Below are 17317 nucleotides of genomic sequence, written 5' to 3' on the forward strand. Positions count from 1 at the left end.
GATCAGCGCTCGCCGGGCTGGGCCTTGGCCGAGGGACGCAGCTTGTGGCGGAGGAAGCCGATCACCATGGGCAGCAGGGAGAAGGCGATGATGCCGATGATCATCACCGAGAGGTTCTGCTTGATGAACGGTACGTTGCCGAAGAAGAAGCCGAGGGCGACCAGGCCGCCGACCCAGGCGATGCTGCCGGCCACGCTGAAGAACAGGAAGCGCGCGTAGGGCATGTAGGCCATGCCGGCGACGAAGGGCGCGAAGGTCCGCACGATGGGCAGGAAGCGCGCCAGGGTCACCGTCTTGCCGCCGTGGCGTTCGTAGAAGGCGTGGGTCTGGTCGAGGTAGTCGCGGCGGAAGATCTTCGAGTCAGGGTTGCTGAACAGGCGTTTGCCCAGGGTTCGACCGATCACGTAGTTGGTGCTGTCGCCGGTAATCGCTGCCACCAGCAGCAGGCTGCCGAGCATCCACGGGTCCATGCCGCCGGTGGCGCAGATGGCGCCGGCGATGAAGAGCAGGGAGTCGCCCGGCAGGAAGGGCGTCACCACCAGGCCGGTTTCGCAGAAGATCACCAGGAAGAGGATGGCGTAGATCCAGGTGCCGTAGTTGGCTACCGCCAGCGACAGGTAGGTGTCGAGGTGGAGAATCAGGTCGATCGGGTTGAATTCCATGAGAAGCCTGTGTGACAACGAGGTGAACGGCCGGGCCGCCCATTATAGGGGGCGACCGGGCTGCCGTGGCGCCCTTGCGTCAGTCCTGCGACGAAGGTCCGCGGGAGGATATTACAGCTTCTGCGTGAAAATCCTGTCGCCGATGGCCTGGCAACGCCTTGTGACAAATGCCCGGCGACGGTAGGGCGCTGCCCTCAGTACAGGCTCGCCTGCCAGCTCAAAAGGCCCTCCGGGGCCCGCGGCGACAACACCGCACCGGACTCTCCGCCGCTGGCCGGCAGCTGTTCGGCCAGCGGGTTGGCGGCGACCTCGCGGGTGTTCATCACGGTTTCCAGGTGCGCCTCGGCGATCAGCTGCTGCAGGCGGCCGCTGCGGCGCAGGGTGCGCAGGCCACGGTCGAGGCTGGCGGCCAGGGCTTCGCCTTCGGCGCGTTTCTTCGGCACCAGCACGTAGAGCGGCTTGATCTCCAGCGGCGGGTCGACGAACTCCAGTTGCTCGCGCAGGGCGGGGGCGTTCTGGCTGAGCAGCTGGTAGCCGGTGTAGCGGTCCACCACGGCCAGGTCGATGCGTCCGCGCAGGAGTTTCTCCAGGTTCTGCCAGTCGCTGCTGACCACGTCCTTGTTGAGGAAGTCGGCGGCATCGAAGCCGACCTGGTTGACGTAGCCACGCACCACGCCGATGCGATACGGACGCAGGGTATCGAGGTCGCGAGGGTTGATCGGCAGGGCGCGGTCGCGGCGGCGGAAGAAGCCGAGCTGGGAGTCCAGCAGCGGCATCGAGGTGTAGAAGTCCTGGCTGCGGTCCGGCGACAGGTAGGCCGGCATCAGCGCGTCGAAGCGGCCTTCGCGGGTTTCGTTGAGCGCCCGTTGCCAGGGCAGGAAGACCAGCTCGGCCTTGTCGCCGTTGAGCGCCAGGGCTTCATTGAGGATGCGGCTGGCCAGACCGTTGCCCGGCAGGTCGCTGCCGACGTAGGGCGACCACTCCAGGGTGGCGATGCGCAGGGTCTGCGCCTGGCTGGCGGCACCCAGCAGCGCGAGGCAGAGGCAGGCAGTACGCAGAACTGACAGGGAATGACGCATGGGATCCCTTCATGCGGGTTTCGCTGATGGCACTCTAGTGCGCGCGGCCCGCCGCTGCCAGCGGACCGGTTCGGGGCTCGAGGCAGATCGTCAGTTGAGGTCGTCGCTGATCGGCAGGATGTAGTTCTTGAACTCGCTGTCCTCGCGGAAGCCGATGGACTCGTAGACCTTCTGCGCCACTTCGTTGTTGACGCTGGTGGACACGCGCATGCGCACGGCCTGGGTTTCGCGGGCCATCTGCCGGGCGGTCTGCAGCAGGTGGTCGGCCACCAGCTGGCGGCGGGCCTCTTCGGCGACGTAGATGTCGTTGAGGATCCACACGCGCTTGAGCGACAGCGAGGAATAGCTCGGGTAGAGCTGGCAGAAGCCGAGGATCTTGTCGTCGCCGTCGTCCGGCAGCGCCAGGTAGATCACCGATTCCTTGCGGCGCAGGCGCTTCTCGAGGAATTTGCGCGAGGATTCGGGGTAGGGAAGCATGCCGTAGAACTCGCGGTATTTGACGAACAGCGGCGCGAGCAGATCGAGGTGGTCGAGCGTGGCTTGCACGATGCGCATAAGCGGGCCTCGGCGGGAGTGAATGGGCTGGTATGGCAATGCAGGGGCTATGCCAGCGGATAGCCATCGGTCCGATGCTGCACCAGAAATTGTTGAAAGCGCAATCAAAGCGAGCGTTTGATCTGGAAGGGTTGGCAGACGGGGCTTCAGATGGCGTAGGAGCGGACTTCGTCCGCGCTAGGTCCGAATCGTGCCGGAGGCCGGGGATGGTTTGTGCCGCGCAGAACTGTAGGAGCGAGCTTGCTCGCGAACCGCCTCAGCGACGGAGCCGCCGGGAAATCTGTTCGCGAGCAAGCTCGCTCCTGCAAAAGAGCATTGCGCAGCGGCTGGGTGTTCAGGTCAGCAGGAAATTCGCCCCTGGCCCGCCGCCTTCTAGGGTCGGCAGCTCGGCCTCGTCCTTCAGGTTCACCCCCGACAGCTGTCGGCGGCAGGCTTCGCGCATCAGGTAGAGCAGGCGGTGGCTGGCGAGGCCGTAGCTAAGGCCTTCCAGGCGCACGTTGGAGATGCAGTTGCGGTAGGCGTCGTTGAGGCCGACCTTCGGCGCCCAGGTGAAGTACAGGCCGAGGCTGTCCGGCGAGGACAGGCCGGGGCGTTCGCCGATCAGGATCACCACCATCTTCGCCCGCAGCAGCTCGGCGACTTCGTCGGCCACGGCGACCCGGCCCTGCTGCACCAGCGCCACCGGCGACAGATTCCAGCCTTCGTTGCGCGCCTGTTCTTCCATGCGCTCGAGGAAGGGCAGGCTGTGACGCTGCACCGCCAGCGAGGAGAGACCGTCGGCGATCACCACAGCGAGGTCGTAGCCCTGGGGATGGCGGTCGGCGTGGCGGCGCAGGAGGTCCGCCGATTCTTCGTTCAACCGGCGGCCCAGGTCGGGACGCTGCAGGTAGGTGTCGCGGTCGGCAGCGGCGCTGTGCAGCAGCAGGGTGTCGCGGCCGCGTTCGGCCAGTTGTGCGGCCAGGCCGTCGCGATCGAAGGGCAGGTGCACGGCATCGCGCGCCTGGGCGTGGGCGAACTGGAAGTCCAGTTGCGCCCCAGTTGGCAGGCTGGTGCCGGCGCGGCCCAGGGCGATGCGCGCGGAGGTCAGGCGGCGCAGTTCCTGCCAGGGGTTGGGGGTGAAGCTGTCGCTCATTGAAGACTCCTCAACTCAGGACAGTTGCGCGAGCGCGTGGCGGAAGGCGCCGGGCAACTGGCCGGCCATCTGCACATGGCCGTCCCGCTGGCGGAGGATTTCCATGCGCTCCAGCCACGCCTCGAATTCCGGCGCCGGCCGCAGGCCCAGCGTCTGGCGTGCGTAGAGCGCGTCGTGGAAGGAGGTGGTCTGGTAGTTGAGCATCACGTCGTCGGACCCGGGGATGCCCATGATGAAGTTGATGCCGGCCACGCCCAGCAGGGTCAGGAGCATGTCCATGTCGTCCTGGTCGGCCTCGGCGTGGTTGGTGTAGCAGATGTCGCAACCCATGGGCACGCCGAGCAGCTTGGCGCAGAAGTGGTCTTCCAGGCCGGCACGGATGATCTGCTTGCCGTTGTACAGGTACTCCGGGCCGATGAAGCCGACCACGGTGTTCACCAGGAACGGCTTGAAGTGCCGCGCCACCGCGTAGGCGCGGGTCTCGCAGGTCTGCTGGTCGACACCGTGGTGAGCGTTGGCCGACAGCGCGCTGCCCTGGCCGGTCTCGAAGTACATCAGGTTGTCGCCCAGGGTGCCGCGCTTCTGCGACAGGCCGGCCTCGTAGCCTTCCTGGAGGATCGACAGGCTCACGCCGAAGCTCGCGTTGGCCGCCTCGGTGCCGGCGATGGACTGGAACACCAGGTCCAGCGGCGCGCCACGGTTGATCGCCTCGATGGAGCTGGTGACGTGGGTGAGCACGCAGGACTGGGTGGGAATCTCGTAGCGCTGGATGATCGCGTCGAGCATCTCCAGCAGGGTGCAGATCGACTGCAGGCTGTCGGTGGCCGGGTTGATGCCGAGCATGGCGTCGCCGTTGCCGTAGAGCAGGCCGTCGAGCACGCTGGCGGCGATGCCGGCCGGGTCGTCCGTGGGGTGGTTGGGTTGCAGGCGCGTGGACATGCGCCCGCGCAGCCCCATGGTGTTGCGGAAGCGGGTGACCACGCGGATTTTCTGCGCGACCAGCACCAGGTCCTGCACGCGCATGATCTTCGACACTGCGGCTGCCATTTCCGGCGTCAGCCCCGGCGCCAGGGTGCGCAGGCTGGCTTCGTCGGCGGCATCGCCGAGCAGCCAGTCGCGCAGGCCACCCACCGTGAGGTGGCTGACTGGCGCGAAGGCCTGGCGGTCGTGGCTGTCGATGATCAGCCGGGTGACTTCGTCGCTCTCGTAGGGGATCAGCGCCTCGTCGAGGAAGTGCTTGAGCGGGATGTCGGCCAGCGCCATCTGCGCGGCGACGCGCTCGGCGTCGCTGCCAGCGGCGACCCCGGCGAGGCGGTCGCCGGAGCGTGCCGGGCTGGCCTTGGCCATCACCTCGCGCAGGCTGTCGAAACGCCAGGTCTGGCCACCGACGCTGTGGACGAATCCGGACATGGCGCTACTCCTCAACCCTGGCTGGCGAACGAGGCGTCGGTGCCGCGATTGAGGCTGATGACGATGCTGCAGATGGAGCAGCCGCCGATCATCAGCACCAGGAACACCGAGGCGATCACGCTATTGAACCATAGCATCGCGGCCAGGCAGACCAGCGCCAGCACCAGCGCGATGGCCGGCACCAGCGGGTAGCCCGGCGCGCGGAAGCTGCGCTCCAGGTCCGGCTCGCTGCGGCGCAGCTTGAACAGGCTGAACATGCTCATGATGTACATGACGATGGCGCCGAACACGCTCATGGTGATCATCGCCGCGGTCAGGGTCATGCCCTGCAGGCTGATCAGGCCGTCGCTGAAGATCGCCGCGATGCCCACGGCGCCACCGGCGAGGATGGCGCGGTGCGGGGTCTGGAAGCGCGACAGCTTGGCCAGGCCACGGGGCAGGAAGCCGGCGCGGGCCAGGGCGAAGAACTGCCGCGAGTAGCCCAGGATGATGCCGTGGAAGCTCGCCACCAGGCCGAACAGGCCGATCCACACCAGCATGTGCATCCAGGTCGAGTTGTTGCCCACCACGGCCTTCATCGCCTGCGGCAGCGGGTCGTTGATGTTCGACAGGGCGCGCCAGTCGCCCACGCCGCCAGCGAAGATCATCACGCCGATGGCCAGGGTCACCAGGGTCAGGATGCCGGCGATGTAGGCGCGCGGGATGGTGCGTTTCGGGTCCTTGGCTTCCTCGGCGGCCATGGCTGCGCCCTCGATGGCGAGGAAGAACCAGATGGCGAACGGGATGGCGGCGAAGATGCCGGCCATGGCGGTGGAGCCGAACACATCCGAGCCGGCCCAGCCGTTGAGCACGAAGTTGCTGAAGCTGAACCCCGGCGCGACCACGCCCATGAACACCAGCAGCTCGGCCACTGCCAGCACGGTCACCACCAGTTCGAAGGTGGCGGCGATGCTCACGCCGAGGATGTTCAGGGTCATGAAGATCACGTAGGCGCCGGTGGCGGCCCACTTCGGATCGAGGCCGGGGAACTGCACGTTGAGGTAGGCGCCGATGGCCATGGCGATGGCCGGCGGGGCGAAGACGAATTCGATCAGCGTGGCGATGCCGGCGATCATCCCGCCGGTCTTGCCGAAGGCCCGCAGGCTATAGGCGAAGGGGCCACCGGCGTGGGGAATGGCGGTGGTCAGCTCGGTGTAGCTGAAGATGAAGCAGGTGTACATCACCGCGACGATCAGCGTGGTGACGAGGAAGCCCAGGGTGCCGGCGGCGGCCCAGCCGTAGCTCCAGCCGAAGTACTCGCCGGAGATTACCAGGCCCACGGCGAGCCCCCAGAGGTGCAGGGTGCCAAGCGTCGGTTTGAGTTGTGATGCGCTCATTGTTGTTATTCCTCTCTCCGCAAAGGGAACGGGGCGGGCCGCAAGGGCCTGGACGGATACCTGAGCCTCGATGGTAGTGGCGCGTTGCCGGGCAAGACTTGACCGCTGGAACCGCCTTTCGCCGTGCAGGGTCAACTGGCTGTTACCCATCGCCCCAGGCGGCGCGCGGTGCCCGCTTCTGGTGCCGGATTTCGCCCCGACGCCCCGTGCTGTGGCAGCTGCAGGCCAGGCGCTGCGCAGGGTGTGCCTGGTTGGGTGATGGCAATTCGAGGCACGGGATTTGCTTTGTTTATCGGCACGAAGTGCCTGCATGCTGCATAACAAGATCGGTAACCGACATGAGCCAGCCCCTGTTTTCCCCGTCCGGCCTGAGTGTGCCCCTGGCCAGCAACATCGGCGTGCTGTCCGCCGCCGCCAGCGGCCTGGGTCGCTTCATCGGCGGCCAGGGCGGCGATATTGACCGCGTCTTCGGCCGCGCCGGCATCGACCCGGAACGCCTGTTGCACCCGACCCTGAGCCTGGCGCTGACCAACTACTGCCAGGTGCTGGAAGAGGCCGCGCGACAGTCGGGCTGCGATAACTTCGGGCTGCGCTACGGCCAGCAGTTCCTGCCCCGCGAGCTGGGCCTGCTCGGTTACGTCGGGCTGTGCTCGGAGACTCCGGAAGAGGCGCTGAAGAACTTCGCCGCGGCCTTCCCCTATCACCAGCACGACACCCTGATCCGCCTGGTGGATTGCGGCGAGTGCTATCGCTTCGACTACCAGGTGCGCCACGGTGCGATCCTCGACCGTCGCCAGGACGCCGAGCTGACTCTGGGCATGGCGCTGAACCTGATGCGCCATGCGCTCGGCCCGGACTGGGCGCCGCGCGCGGTGAGCTTCGAGCACGGGCGGCCTGAAGGCTGGCAGGAGCATGGCCGGGTGTTCGACGCACCGGTGCTGTTCCAGCGCGGCTGCAACTCGATGCTGATTCCCAAGCGCGACCTCTACGGCCGGCAGATGCCCGAGCGCGACGCCAACCTGCTGTTCCTGGTGCAAGACGTGATCCGTCGCCTGGGCGAACAGGGCGGCGCGCCCAATCTGGTGGAGGACGCCGGCACGCAGATTCGCCTGGCGCTGGGCGACGGCGAGCCTTCGCTGGAGGTCATCGCCGAGCAGCTCGAACTCACCACCGCCGGCCTGCAACGGCGCCTGCGCGAGGCCGGGCTGAGCTTCAGTCAGCTGGTGGAAAATACCCGTCGCGAACTGGCGCTGCATTACTTGCGGCAGCCGCAGCGGCCGATCTCCGAGCTGGCGCCGTTGCTGGGGTACTCCGAGACCAGCGCCTTCTCCCGCGCCTTCCGCCGCTGGTTCGGCGTGAGCCCCCGGCAGTGGCGTAGCGACGCGCACTGACCCGCTTTTCGTAGGACCGAGGGGGGCGCCTAGCCCTTGCTCGCGAACGGATTCCCCGGCGGCTCCGTAGCTGGGCGGGTTCGCGAGCAAGCTCGCTCCTACATTCACATCGGCGCAGGCGGCACCCCGTAGGAGCGGACCTTGTCCGCGAATCCCGCCGGCTGGCACAGCAGGCACCGCTGTCGCGGTGATCGCGGAGAAGCTCCGCTCCTACAGGTTTTGCTCCGGGCTTGAACCCTGCGTAGGAGCGGACTCTGTCCGCGATGGCATCCGGCGCGTGGCGGACCAATCGCGGACGGAGTCCGCTCCTACGAAAAGCCGACCGCCAATAGCTTTTCCCCAGGCATAAAAAAGCGCGGCCCGTGGGCCGCGCAAAGATCGATTCGGGGGAGGCCGCCCGACGCGAGCCGGGCGGGTGGATCAGAACAAATTTAGAAGAAGCCCAGCGGGTTGATGTCGTAGCTCACCAGCAGGTTCTTGGTCTGCTGATAGTGGTCGAGCATCATCTTGTGGGTCTCGCGGCCCACGCCGGATTTCTTGTAGCCACCGAAGGCGGCGTGCGCCGGGTACAGGTGATAGCAGTTGGTCCACACGCGGCCGGCCTTGATGCCACGGCCCATGCGATACGCGCGGTTGATGTCGCGGGTCCAGACGCCAGCGCCGAGGCCGTACTCGGTGTCGTTGGCGATGGCCAGTGCTTCGGCTTCATCCTTGAAGGTGGTGACGCCCACCACCGGGCCGAAGATTTCCTCCTGGAACACGCGCATCTTGTTGCTGCCCTTGAGCAGGGTCGGCTGGATGTAATAGCCGGTGGAGAGGTTGCCATCGAGCTTCTCGACCGAGCCGCCGACCAGGATCTGCGCGCCTTCCTGCTGGGCGATGTCGAGGTAGGAAAGAATCTTCTCGTACTGCTGCTGCGAGGCCTGGGCGCCGACCATGGTGTCGGTGTCCAGCGGGTCGCCGCGCTTGATGGCCTTCACCTTCTTCATCACCACGTCCATGAACTGCGGGTAGATGGACTCCTGCACCAGAGCGCGGGACGGGCAGGTGCACACCTCGCCCTGGTTGAAGAAGGCCAGCACCAGGCCTTCGGCGGCCTTCTCGATGAAGGTCGGCTCGGCCTGCATGATGTCTTCGAAGTAGATGTTCGGGCTCTTGCCGCCCAGCTCCACGGTGGACGGAATGATGTTCTCGGCGGCGCACTTGAGGATGTGCGAGCCCACTGGCGTCGAGCCGGTGAAGGCGATCTTGGCGATGCGCTTGCTGGTGGCCAGCGCCTCGCCGGCCTCTTTACCAAAGCCCTGGACGACGTTGAGCACGCCCTTGGGCAGCAGGTCGCCGATCACTTCCATCAGCACGCAGATGCTCAGGGGAGTCTGCTCGGCCGGCTTGAGCACGATGCAGTTGCCGGCGGCCAGGGCCGGGGCCAGTTTCCACGCAGCCATCAACAGCGGGAAGTTCCACGGGATGATTTGCCCGACCACACCCAGCGGTTCATGGATGTGGTACGCGACGGTGCTGTCGTTGATCTCGGCGGCGCTGCCTTCCTGTGCACGGATGCAGCCGGCGAAGTAGCGGAAGTGGTCGGCGGCCAGCGGGATGTCGGCGTTGAGGGTTTCGCGCACCGGTTTGCCGTTGTCCCAGGTCTCGGTGACGGCCAGCAGCTCCAGGTTCTGTTCGATGCGGTCGGCGATCTTCAGCAGCACCAGCGAGCGGTCCTGCACCGAGGTGCGGCCCCAGGCGTCGGCGGCAGCGTGGGCGGCGTCCAGCGCCTTGTCGATGTCTTCGGCGGTGGAGCGGGGGAATTCGGCGATGGGCTGGCCATTCACCGGCGAGGTGTTGGTGAAGTACTGACCCTTCACCGGCGCGACGAATTCGCCGCCGATGTAGTTGCCGTAGCGCGCCTTGAACGAAACGATGGCGCCTTCGCTACCGGGATGGGCATAACGCATGGTCGGATCTCCTGGGTCTTGTGCTTGTTGGGGAGGACGTTGATCAAGCGTAGAGCAAGGGCCGGGCCATGCCAGTGAAAGGCACGCCGCGCATGGGCTGGGCGGGTGGCTGGCGATGCGCCGGAAAGTGCGCTGTCACGCACCTGGCGCAGTGCCGGGTGACACTTTGTCCCGTATTCGTGACAGTCGTGACCTGACGGTCGGCCGGACGTTGCATTGGGCTGGCGCGTGGGGGATGCTGTCCTGCGTTCTGCTGAATTGTCCTACAGGATTCGGCAGGACCTCGGGGCTGCCTCCCCGTCCCCAAGCGGAGAACAACAAGAATGCGCGCCAACGATTTGAGCCGCCACGCCCGCCAGGTCATGACCGTGGCCGAGGGCAAGGCCCGCGCCGGAGCCCCCGGTGCCGACCCGTCGATCGCCCGCTCCTGGATGCGCTGCCTGGAGCAGTACCACCTCGACCCGGCGCAGCCCATGGCGCCGGCCGTGCTGGAACACGCGCGCATGCTCGAAGTCCGCGAGCGCCATCGCCAGGTCCTGGAAATTGCCAGCGGCGAGATGAACAGCCTGCACCAGCAGCTCTCCGGCGCCGGCCACGCGGTGCTGCTCACCGATTCCCGCGGGGTGATCCTCAACTGCGTCAGCGAAGCCGCCGAGCGGCGCACCTTCGAGCAGGCCGGGCTGTGGCTCGGCGCCGACTGGAGCGAGGCCCGCGAAGGCACCAACGGCATCGGCACCTGCCTGGTGGAACGGCAGGCGCTGACCATCCACCAGGACGAGCACTTCCGCAGCCGCCACACCGGCCTGACCTGTTCGGCCAGCCCGGTATTCGATCCGCAGGGCGAACTGCTGGCGGTGCTCGACGTTTCCTCGGCGCGCCGCGACGTCTCGCGGCAGAGCCAGTTCCACACCATGGCGCTGGTCAACCTGTCGGCCAAGGCCATCGAGAGCTGCTACTTCCTGCGCCATTTCGAGGACCAGTGGCTGCTGCGCTTCCACCTGCAACCGGACGGCCTCGGGCTGTTCAGCGAAGGCATGCTGGCCTTCGGTGGCGACGGGCGTATCCGCGCGGCGAACCAGAGCGCCATCAACCTGCTCGGCAGCCGCCGGGAAAGCCTGATCGGCCGCTCGCTGGAGCAGTTCTTCGATTGCCGGCTGGACGACCTGTTCAGCCGCGCCGACCCGCAACCCAATGCCAGCTGGCCGCTGCGCACCCACGCCGGGCGGACCCTGTATGCGTTGCTGCGCGGCAAGCGGCCCATCGCCGCTGCACCGGTGCTGCCGCGTGCACCGCTGGCGAAAGGGTTGTGCATCGACGACCCGCAACTGGCTCATGATTTCCGCCGTGCGCTGAAGGTCTACGCCCACGACGTGCCGCTGCTGCTGCAGGGCGAGACCGGCACCGGCAAGGAGGCATTCGCCCGCGCCGTGCACCTGGGCGGCGAGCGCGCCGGCAAGAGCTTCGTCGCGCTGAACTGCGCGGCGATTCCCGAGACCCTGATCGAGAGCGAGCTGTTCGGCTACCGCGGCGGCAGCTTCACCGGCGCGCGCAAGGAAGGCATGCGCGGCAAGCTGCAGCAGGCCGATGGCGGCACGCTGTTCCTCGACGAGATCGGCGACATGCCGCTGGCGCTGCAGACCCGCCTGCTGCGCGTACTGGAAGAGCGCCAGGTGGTGCCCATCGGCGGTGAGCCGCAGGATGTGGATATCCGCCTGATCAGCGCCAGCCACCGTGACCTGGAAGCGCTGGTGGCTGCCGGGCAGTTCCGCGAAGACCTCTACTACCGCCTCAACGGCCTGGTCGTCGCGCTGCCACCCCTGCGCGAGCGCGAAGATCGCGGCGCGCTGCTCGACCACCTGCTGGCCGAGGAGAGCAAAGGCCGCAGCGTGCGCCTGGACGACGACGTGCGTCGGCACCTGCTGGACTTCCCCTGGCCGGGCAACGTGCGCCAGCTGCGCAACGTGCTGCGCACGCTCTGTGCGCTGTGCGACGGTGGCCGCATCCAGATGGCCGACCTGCCGCCGGACCTGCGCCGCGCGCCGACTCCTGCTGCGGCTCCCGCCGGCATGGCCGAGGAGGGCGCTGACACCCTTGGCGCCGCCGAGCGCAATGCGCTGCTGGAAGTGCTCGAAGCGCAGCGCTGGCACATCAGCCGCACCGCGCAGCAACTGGGCATCAGCCGCAATACGCTGTACCGCAAGCTCAACCGCCACGGGCTGAGCAGGAAGAGCCTCTCGTAGGAGCGGACTTCGTCCGCGATTGGCCCGCTGCCATGCGGTTCGCGAGCAAGCTCGCTCCTACAGTTCCTACGTGCGTGCTCTGCGTAGGAGCGAGCTTGCTCGCGAACGCTATCCGGGTTTCAGCCGTCGGATCGCAGTGCCTGGCTTTGTAGGAGCGGACTTTGTCCGCGATGACCTCCGGCGAGGGACCGAGCCTTTCGCGGACAAGGTCCGCTCCTACAGGATCAAGCGCCCACCCAGCGGAAGAAGCCGCTCAGTGCTTGGCTTCGGTGTTGCAGATAATGACCTGTGCATCGGCGTACACCCTCGAACAGTTGTACGCCCCAGGGTTCACTCCCGTGACGACTTTCCCCGGCCCGTGGGAACCGCCTCCCCACCTCGTCGTCTGATGCCCCGGCGGCGGGCCGCGCGGGGGCGCGCTGTGCTACTCTGCCGCCCATTCGAAGCGCCTGGAAAGGCTTGATTGCAGGAGTCTGCATGCACATCCACATCCTCGGCATCTGCGGCACCTTCATGGGGTCGCTGGCCGTCCTGGCCAAGGAACTGGGCCACCGCGTGACCGGCTCCGACGCCAACGTCTACCCGCCCATGAGCACCCAGCTGCAAGCCCAGGGCATCGAGCTGATGCAGGGCTACGATCCCGCGCACCTGGAACCGGCACCGGACCTGGTGGTGGTCGGCAACGCGCTGTCGCGCGGCAACCCGGCGGTGGAATACGTGCTGAACAAGGGCCTGCCCTACGTCTCCGGCCCGCAGTGGCTGGCCGACCACGTGCTGCAGGGGCGCTGGGTCCTGGCGGCCGCCGGCACCCACGGCAAGACCACCACCAGCAGCATGCTGGCCTGGGTGCTGGAGCATGCCGGCATGAGCCCGGGCTTCCTGATCGGTGGCGTGCCGCAGAACTTCGGCGTCTCCGCGCGCCTGGGCGGCACCCCGTTCTTCGTGGTCGAGGCCGACGAGTACGACAGCGCCTTCTTCGACAAGCGCTCCAAGTTCGTCCACTACCACCCGCGCACGGCGATCCTGAACAACCTGGAATTCGACCACGCGGACATCTTCCCCGACCTCGCGGCCATCGAACGGCAGTTCCACCACCTGGTGCGGACCATCCCCGGCGAAGGCCTGGTTATCCACCCCACATCCGAGACCGCGCTCAAGCGCGTGATCGACATGGGCTGCTGGACCCCGGTGCAGACCACCGGCGCAGGCGGCCAGTGGCAGGCGCGCCTGCTCAGCGAAGACGGTTCGCACTTCGAGGTGCTGTTCGACGGCAAAGCCCAGGGCACCGTGGACTGGGAGCTGACCGGGCAGCACAACGTCGCCAACGCCCTGGCCTGCCTCGCGGCGGCCCGCCACGTTGGAGTGGTGCCGGAGCTGGGCTGCGCCGCGTTGTCGGCGTTCAAGAGCGTCAAGCGGCGCATGGAGAAGGTCGCCGAGGTCAACGGCGTGACCATCTATGACGACTTCGCCCACCACCCGACCGCCATCGCCACCACCCTCGACGGCCTGCGCAAGCGCGTCGGCGCTGCGAAGGTGATCGCTGTGGTCGAGCCGCGCTCCAACTCCATGAAGCTCGGCGCCCACCGCGACGGCCTGCCGGAGTCCGTGGTGCAGGCCGACAGCGTGTTCTGGTACGCGCCGCCGAACCTCGGCTGGGACCTGGCTGCCACCGTTGCCAGCTCCACCGTGCCCACGCAAGTGTGCGATTCGCTGGAAGCCATCATCGACGGCGTGAAGGCCATCGCCGCGCCGGGTACCCAGGTGGTGGTCATGAGCAATGGCGGCTTCGGCGGTCTGCACGGCAAGTTGGCCAAGGCACTGGAGGGCTGAGCATGGCCGGAGCCGAACGCGTCACCCTGGCCATGACCGGCGCATCGGGCGCCCAGTACGGCCTGCGCCTGCTCGACTGCCTGGTGCAGGAAGACCGCGAGGTGCACTTCCTGATCTCCAAGGCTGCGCAACTGGTGGTGGCCACCGAGACCGACGTGACCCTGCCGAGCAAGCCGCAGGCGATGCAGGCTTTCCTCAGCGAATACACCGGCGCCGCGCCGGGGCAGATTCGCGTCTACGGCAAGGAAGACTGGATGGCCCCGGTGGCCTCCGGTTCCGGCGCGCCCAGTGCGATGGTGGTGGTGCCCTGCTCGACGGGGACGCTCTCGGCGATTGCCACCGGCGCCTGCAACAACCTGATCGAACGTGCCGCCGACGTGGCGCTGAAGGAGCGCCGCCAGCTGATCCTGGTGCCGCGCGAGGCGCCGTTCTCCAGCATCCACCTGGAGAACATGCTCAAGCTGTCCAACATGGGCGCGGTGATCCTGCCGGCCGCTCCGGGCTTCTACCACCAGCCGCAGACGGTCGACGACCTGATCGACTTCGTCGTCGCGCGCATCCTCAATCAGCTGGGCATTCCCCAGGACATGCTGCCGCGCTGGGGCGAACACCATCTTGTCAGTGACGAATAAGCTCCTCGCCGCCCTGTTGCTGTTGCAACTGGGCGGTTGCGCCACCGTGAAGACCCTCAACGACAGCCGCCCCGGCGACCCGCTGATCTATGCCGGCACCCGGCTGGACTGGTATTCGCTCAATGGCGGCTGTTGCCCGAAGGATCACTTCGGCACCGACGCGCCGGCCTACCCCGGCCTCGACCTGCCCGGCAGCGCGCTGCTGGATACCCTGCTGCTGCCGCTGTCGATTGCCGCGGAACTGGGCGTCGGCCTGCAGGTGTGGGGCGGCAACTGATCCGCTGCTGCTGAGCGTTCAGGAATAACCTTACGTAGGATGGCGTGGAGCGCAGCGATACCCATCAATGCCTCATGCCGGATCAGCATGGGTATCGCTGCGCTCCACCCATCCTACGAAGAGCATGCGTCCTGCGCAGAACGGTGGGCCTGCCTGTAGGAGCGAGCTTGCTCGCGAACCCCTGGCGATGCTGAACACCGGCGCTTTCGTGAGCTTCGGAGGTTCGTGAGCAAGCTCACTCCTACCCAAAAACTCGCCGCAACGCAGCGGCCATCGGCGCACAACCGCGAACGGTTGTACGCCATGCGTTCGTGAGGGGTTATTTGCCCAGCTTGCGCAGTTCGTCCGACTCGACGACGCGGGTGCCCTTGCCGGTTTCCAGAGCCAGGCGCCAGAGCGCACGGGCTAGGGCGATGGCTTCGATGCCATGCAGCTTGCCCGGCAGGATGCGCGAGAAGGGCGCGGCGAGCAGTTCGGCGAGGCGGATTTCTTCGCGCTGGCCCAGCAGCAGCGAGGGCCGGGCGATGGTCAGTTGCTGCCAGCCCTGCTGGCGCAAGGCGTCTTCCAGTTCACCCTTGACCCGGCTGTAAAAGATCGATGACTGGCTGTCCGCGCCCAGCGCGCTAACCACGATGTAGTGCCGTGCGCCGAGGGCCAGGCCGCGCTCGCCCAGGGCCAGCGGCAGGTCGAAGTCGACGTTGCGGAAAGCCTCTTCCGAGCCGGCTTCCTTGAGCGTGGTGCCCAGGCAACAGAACACCGTATCCACCGGCTGGACCAGGTGCGGGATCAGCTCGGCCAGTGGGCCGACCGGGTTGTCCAGGCGCGGGTGCTCCGCCAGCTGGCGCCGGGCAGGGGCGATGACGCGCTTGACGGTGGGCTCGTTAAGCATGCGGTCGAGCAGATGCTCACCGGTCAGCCCGGTGGCGCCAGCAAGCAGGATGTTCGTCGGTTTCAATACCATCGGTGTTTCTCCACTGACACACTTTGCAGCTTAGTTCTCGCCCTGCCGTTTTGCCTGCGCATCGTCGTTCTTGAGCGCCAGGCCAGTGTGCGGCTGTTGCGCACGCAGGGCCTGCCAGCGAGTAATGACCGCGTCCGGCGCCCAGAGTTGCGGCTCCGAAGGTTCGAACTGTTCTTCCTTTTCGCGCTTGGCGACCGTGTCGCGTGCCAGGGCGAAGGCCTGCCTGAGGTCATCGGTCTGCTGGAAGGCCTTGGCGAAAAGTGCATCGCCGAAGTAGGTGAAGTCGGCTTCCTCGGAGCAGCCGAAGGACACCCGGTCGCTGCGCGCGGCGGTCATGATCAGGGTCTTGTCGTCCTTCAGGGCGGGGATGAAGCCGCCGCTGAAGCAGGCCGAGATCACCAGCACCTTGTAGCGATCCTTCAGCGGTTCGAGCAGGCTGGCCAGGTCGCTGGCTGGCAGGTCGTCGAGCTTCAGTCCCGGCATGTCGAGCACCAGCTGGTGGTCGTGGGAGCCGTGGCTGGTGAGGTAGATGAACACCAGGTCTTCCGGGCCGCTGCGCTGGGCGATGGTGCGCAGGGTGCGGGCGAGGGTTTCGCGGGTGGCCATGGGGCGGTCGGCGAGATGGTCGCGGTGGTTCACCAGGCGTACCACGCCGCGCGCGCCGAAGCGCTCGCCGAGCAGGTTGGCGACGTAGTCGGCCTCGCGCAGGAACACGCTCTGCTTGCCGTCGCCGCCGAGGCTGACGCCGTAGAGTTCGATGGCTGGGGTGGACTGCGGAATGGCCGCCAGGGCCTTGTCCAGCAACGCGCCCTGTTCCAGCAGGCCGACTTCCAGCGGGTTGGGCACGCGCTTGCCGCTGGCGTCCTGGCGCAACTGGCCGGCGCTCCAGGTGCCTTTCTGCTCGCTGCCGTCGCGGCGGGTGAGGGTGCCCGTGCCTGAGTATTCGCCACGGGCGAAACCGCCGCTGTAGGTCTGGCCGTCGGACTTGGTCAGCGTGCCCTGGCCGTCGAAGCGCCAGAAGCGGAATTCACCCTTGTAGCGGCTGCCGTCGACGCCGATGAATTCGCCCGGGCCGCTCAGCGCGCCCTGCTTGAAGCGGCCGAGCCAGACGTCGCCGTTGGCGTTCTGGAAGCGCCCGGCGCCGTCGAACTGGTCGTTGCGGAACTCGCCGCTGTAATAGTCGCCAGCGTCGTCGCGGAAGGTGCCCTTGCCTTCGAGCACGCCATTCTTGAACTGGCCGCCGTACTGGTTGCCGAGGCTGTCCTGACGGGCGCCTTCGCCGTTGGCCACACCCTTGGCGAAGAAGCCCTGGTGGCGGGTGCCATCGGCCTGTTCGAGGTTGCCCAGGCCTTCGTAGCGACCCTTGCGGAAGGCGCCGCTGTAGGTGGTTCCACCTTGGGTAAGGCGGCCTTCGCCGTCGAATTCGCTGCGCTTGAATTGGCCTTCGTAGACGCTTCCGTCGGGGTACTGCAGGCGACCGTGGCCTTCGAACTGGCCATCAAGGAACCCGCCCTCGTAGACCGTACCCAGGCCGTCGTTCCACTTGCCCTGGCCGCTCTGCAGGCCCTTGTCGAAGCCGCCCTCGTACCAGGCGCCGTTGCTGTAATCCAGCCGCCCCTGACCCTGTAATTGGCCATTGACCAGGGCACCGCGGTAGCGCGCGCCGTCGGGCAGGCGGGCGTCGGGAGGCAGCAGCGGTTCGCCTTCGCCGCAGGCGGCGAGCAGCAGGACGAGGCTCAAGGGCAGGAGTTTGCGTGGCATGGGCTTCTCGAATCGACGGATGAGCGCGGATTGAGTGTGACGTAAAAAAGCCCGCGGTC

At 67.0% G+C, this 17317-nt stretch carries 14 protein-coding genes; 5 read left to right on the forward strand and 9 right to left on the reverse strand.

Features of this window, described 5'->3' with window-relative positions; all coding sequences use genetic code 11:
• Positions 1–2: 2 nt before the first annotated feature.
• From QO207_RS06525 to eat, 6 genes are all read right to left on the reverse strand, one after another.
• Complete coding sequence (locus QO207_RS06525) at positions 3–662, reverse strand: DedA family protein (protein ID WP_301531683.1); 660 nt, start codon at positions 660–662, stop codon at positions 3–5.
• A 194-nt stretch (positions 663–856) separates the two neighbouring features.
• Positions 857–1741: an ABC transporter substrate-binding protein gene (locus QO207_RS06530; RefSeq protein WP_301531684.1), complete on the reverse strand. Its 885-nt coding sequence runs from the start codon at positions 1739–1741 to the stop codon at positions 857–859.
• A 90-nt stretch (positions 1742–1831) separates the two neighbouring features.
• Positions 1832–2296 (reverse strand): N-acetyltransferase, encoded by a 465-nt coding sequence (locus QO207_RS06535; protein ID WP_301531685.1) that lies wholly within the window; start codon positions 2294–2296, stop codon positions 1832–1834.
• Between the two features lie 334 nt (positions 2297–2630).
• Entirely contained in the window at positions 2631–3428 is a 798-nt protein-coding gene (gene eutC / locus QO207_RS06540; protein ID WP_301531686.1) for an ethanolamine ammonia-lyase subunit EutC, read from the reverse strand.
• A gap of 15 nt (positions 3429–3443) precedes the next feature.
• Positions 3444–4838: an ethanolamine ammonia-lyase subunit EutB gene (locus QO207_RS06545; RefSeq protein WP_301531687.1), complete on the reverse strand. Its 1395-nt coding sequence runs from the start codon at positions 4836–4838 to the stop codon at positions 3444–3446.
• Positions 4839–4849: 11 nt separating this feature from the next.
• Positions 4850–6214, reverse strand: a complete 1365-nt coding sequence (eat, locus tag QO207_RS06550) for an ethanolamine permease (RefSeq protein ID WP_301531688.1) — start codon at positions 6212–6214, stop codon at positions 4850–4852.
• 338 nt (positions 6215–6552) lie between these two features.
• Here eat and QO207_RS06555 point away from each other — a divergent pair, with 338 nt between their 5' ends.
• Positions 6553–7605 carry an AraC family transcriptional regulator gene (locus tag QO207_RS06555; protein ID WP_301531689.1) on the forward strand — a complete coding sequence of 351 codons (1053 nt, stop codon included), beginning with the start codon at positions 6553–6555 and terminating at the stop codon, positions 7603–7605.
• 431 nt (positions 7606–8036) lie between these two features.
• Here QO207_RS06555 and QO207_RS06560 read toward each other — a convergent pair whose 3' ends face one another.
• Positions 8037–9557, reverse strand: a complete 1521-nt coding sequence (locus tag QO207_RS06560; protein WP_301531690.1) for an aldehyde dehydrogenase family protein — start codon at positions 9555–9557, stop codon at positions 8037–8039.
• 323 nt (positions 9558–9880) lie between these two features.
• On the opposite strand from QO207_RS06560, the gene QO207_RS06565 reads away from it, so the two are divergent.
• From QO207_RS06565 to QO207_RS06580, 4 genes are all read left to right on the forward strand, one after another.
• A complete protein-coding gene (locus QO207_RS06565) occupies positions 9881–11797 on the forward strand; it encodes a sigma-54-dependent Fis family transcriptional regulator (RefSeq protein ID WP_301531691.1) in 1917 nt (638 codons plus the stop codon).
• A gap of 477 nt (positions 11798–12274) precedes the next feature.
• Positions 12275–13627 carry a UDP-N-acetylmuramate:L-alanyl-gamma-D-glutamyl-meso-diaminopimelate ligase gene (gene mpl, locus QO207_RS06570; RefSeq protein ID WP_301531692.1) on the forward strand — a complete coding sequence of 451 codons (1353 nt, stop codon included), beginning with the start codon at positions 12275–12277 and terminating at the stop codon, positions 13625–13627.
• Positions 13628–13629: 2 nt separating this feature from the next.
• Entirely contained in the window at positions 13630–14259 is a 630-nt protein-coding gene (gene ubiX, locus QO207_RS06575; RefSeq protein ID WP_017521701.1) for a flavin prenyltransferase UbiX, read from the forward strand.
• A complete protein-coding gene (locus QO207_RS06580; protein WP_024764688.1) occupies positions 14249–14536 on the forward strand; it encodes a YceK/YidQ family lipoprotein in 288 nt (95 codons plus the stop codon). The genes ubiX and QO207_RS06580 overlap by 11 nt, the downstream gene beginning before the upstream one ends.
• A gap of 319 nt (positions 14537–14855) precedes the next feature.
• Here QO207_RS06580 and QO207_RS06585 read toward each other — a convergent pair whose 3' ends face one another.
• Both QO207_RS06585 and QO207_RS06590 read right to left on the reverse strand, forming a co-directional pair.
• Positions 14856–15497, reverse strand: coding sequence for an oxidoreductase (locus QO207_RS06585; protein WP_301531693.1), 642 nt, complete (start codon positions 15495–15497; stop codon positions 14856–14858).
• A 30-nt stretch (positions 15498–15527) separates the two neighbouring features.
• Positions 15528–17258: a C13 family peptidase gene (locus QO207_RS06590; protein ID WP_301531694.1), complete on the reverse strand. Its 1731-nt coding sequence runs from the start codon at positions 17256–17258 to the stop codon at positions 15528–15530.
• Between the last annotated feature and the right edge of the window lie 59 nt (positions 17259–17317).

It is taken from the genome of Pseudomonas sp. CAN1 (assembly GCF_030462585.1).
Taxonomy (GTDB): Bacteria; Pseudomonadota; Gammaproteobacteria; order Pseudomonadales; family Pseudomonadaceae; genus Pseudomonas.

Bases quoted from the DNA above. Each gene is read 5' to 3' on its own strand.
- QO207_RS06525 (WP_301531683.1), bottom strand. From the start codon at position 662: ATGGAATTCAACCCGATCGACCTGATTCTCCACCTCGACACCTACCTG.
- QO207_RS06530 (WP_301531684.1), bottom strand. From the start codon at position 1,741: ATGCGTCATTCCCTGTCAGTTCTGCGTACTGCCTGCCTCTGCCTCGCG.
- QO207_RS06535 (WP_301531685.1), bottom strand. From the start codon at position 2,296: ATGCGCATCGTGCAAGCCACGCTCGACCACCTCGATCTGCTCGCGCCG.
- eutC (WP_301531686.1), bottom strand. From the start codon at position 3,428: ATGAGCGACAGCTTCACCCCCAACCCCTGGCAGGAACTGCGCCGCCTG.
- QO207_RS06545 (WP_301531687.1), bottom strand. From the start codon at position 4,838: ATGTCCGGATTCGTCCACAGCGTCGGTGGCCAGACCTGGCGTTTCGAC.
- eat (WP_301531688.1), bottom strand. From the start codon at position 6,214: ATGAGCGCATCACAACTCAAACCGACGCTTGGCACCCTGCACCTCTGG.
- QO207_RS06555 (WP_301531689.1), top strand. From the start codon at position 6,553: ATGAGCCAGCCCCTGTTTTCCCCGTCCGGCCTGAGTGTGCCCCTGGCC.
- QO207_RS06560 (WP_301531690.1), bottom strand. From the start codon at position 9,557: ATGCGTTATGCCCATCCCGGTAGCGAAGGCGCCATCGTTTCGTTCAAG.
- QO207_RS06565 (WP_301531691.1), top strand. From the start codon at position 9,881: ATGCGCGCCAACGATTTGAGCCGCCACGCCCGCCAGGTCATGACCGTG.
- mpl (WP_301531692.1), top strand. From the start codon at position 12,275: ATGCACATCCACATCCTCGGCATCTGCGGCACCTTCATGGGGTCGCTG.
- ubiX (WP_017521701.1), top strand. From the start codon at position 13,630: ATGGCCGGAGCCGAACGCGTCACCCTGGCCATGACCGGCGCATCGGGC.
- QO207_RS06585 (WP_301531693.1), bottom strand. From the start codon at position 15,497: ATGGTATTGAAACCGACGAACATCCTGCTTGCTGGCGCCACCGGGCTG.
- QO207_RS06590 (WP_301531694.1), bottom strand. From the start codon at position 17,258: ATGCCACGCAAACTCCTGCCCTTGAGCCTCGTCCTGCTGCTCGCCGCC.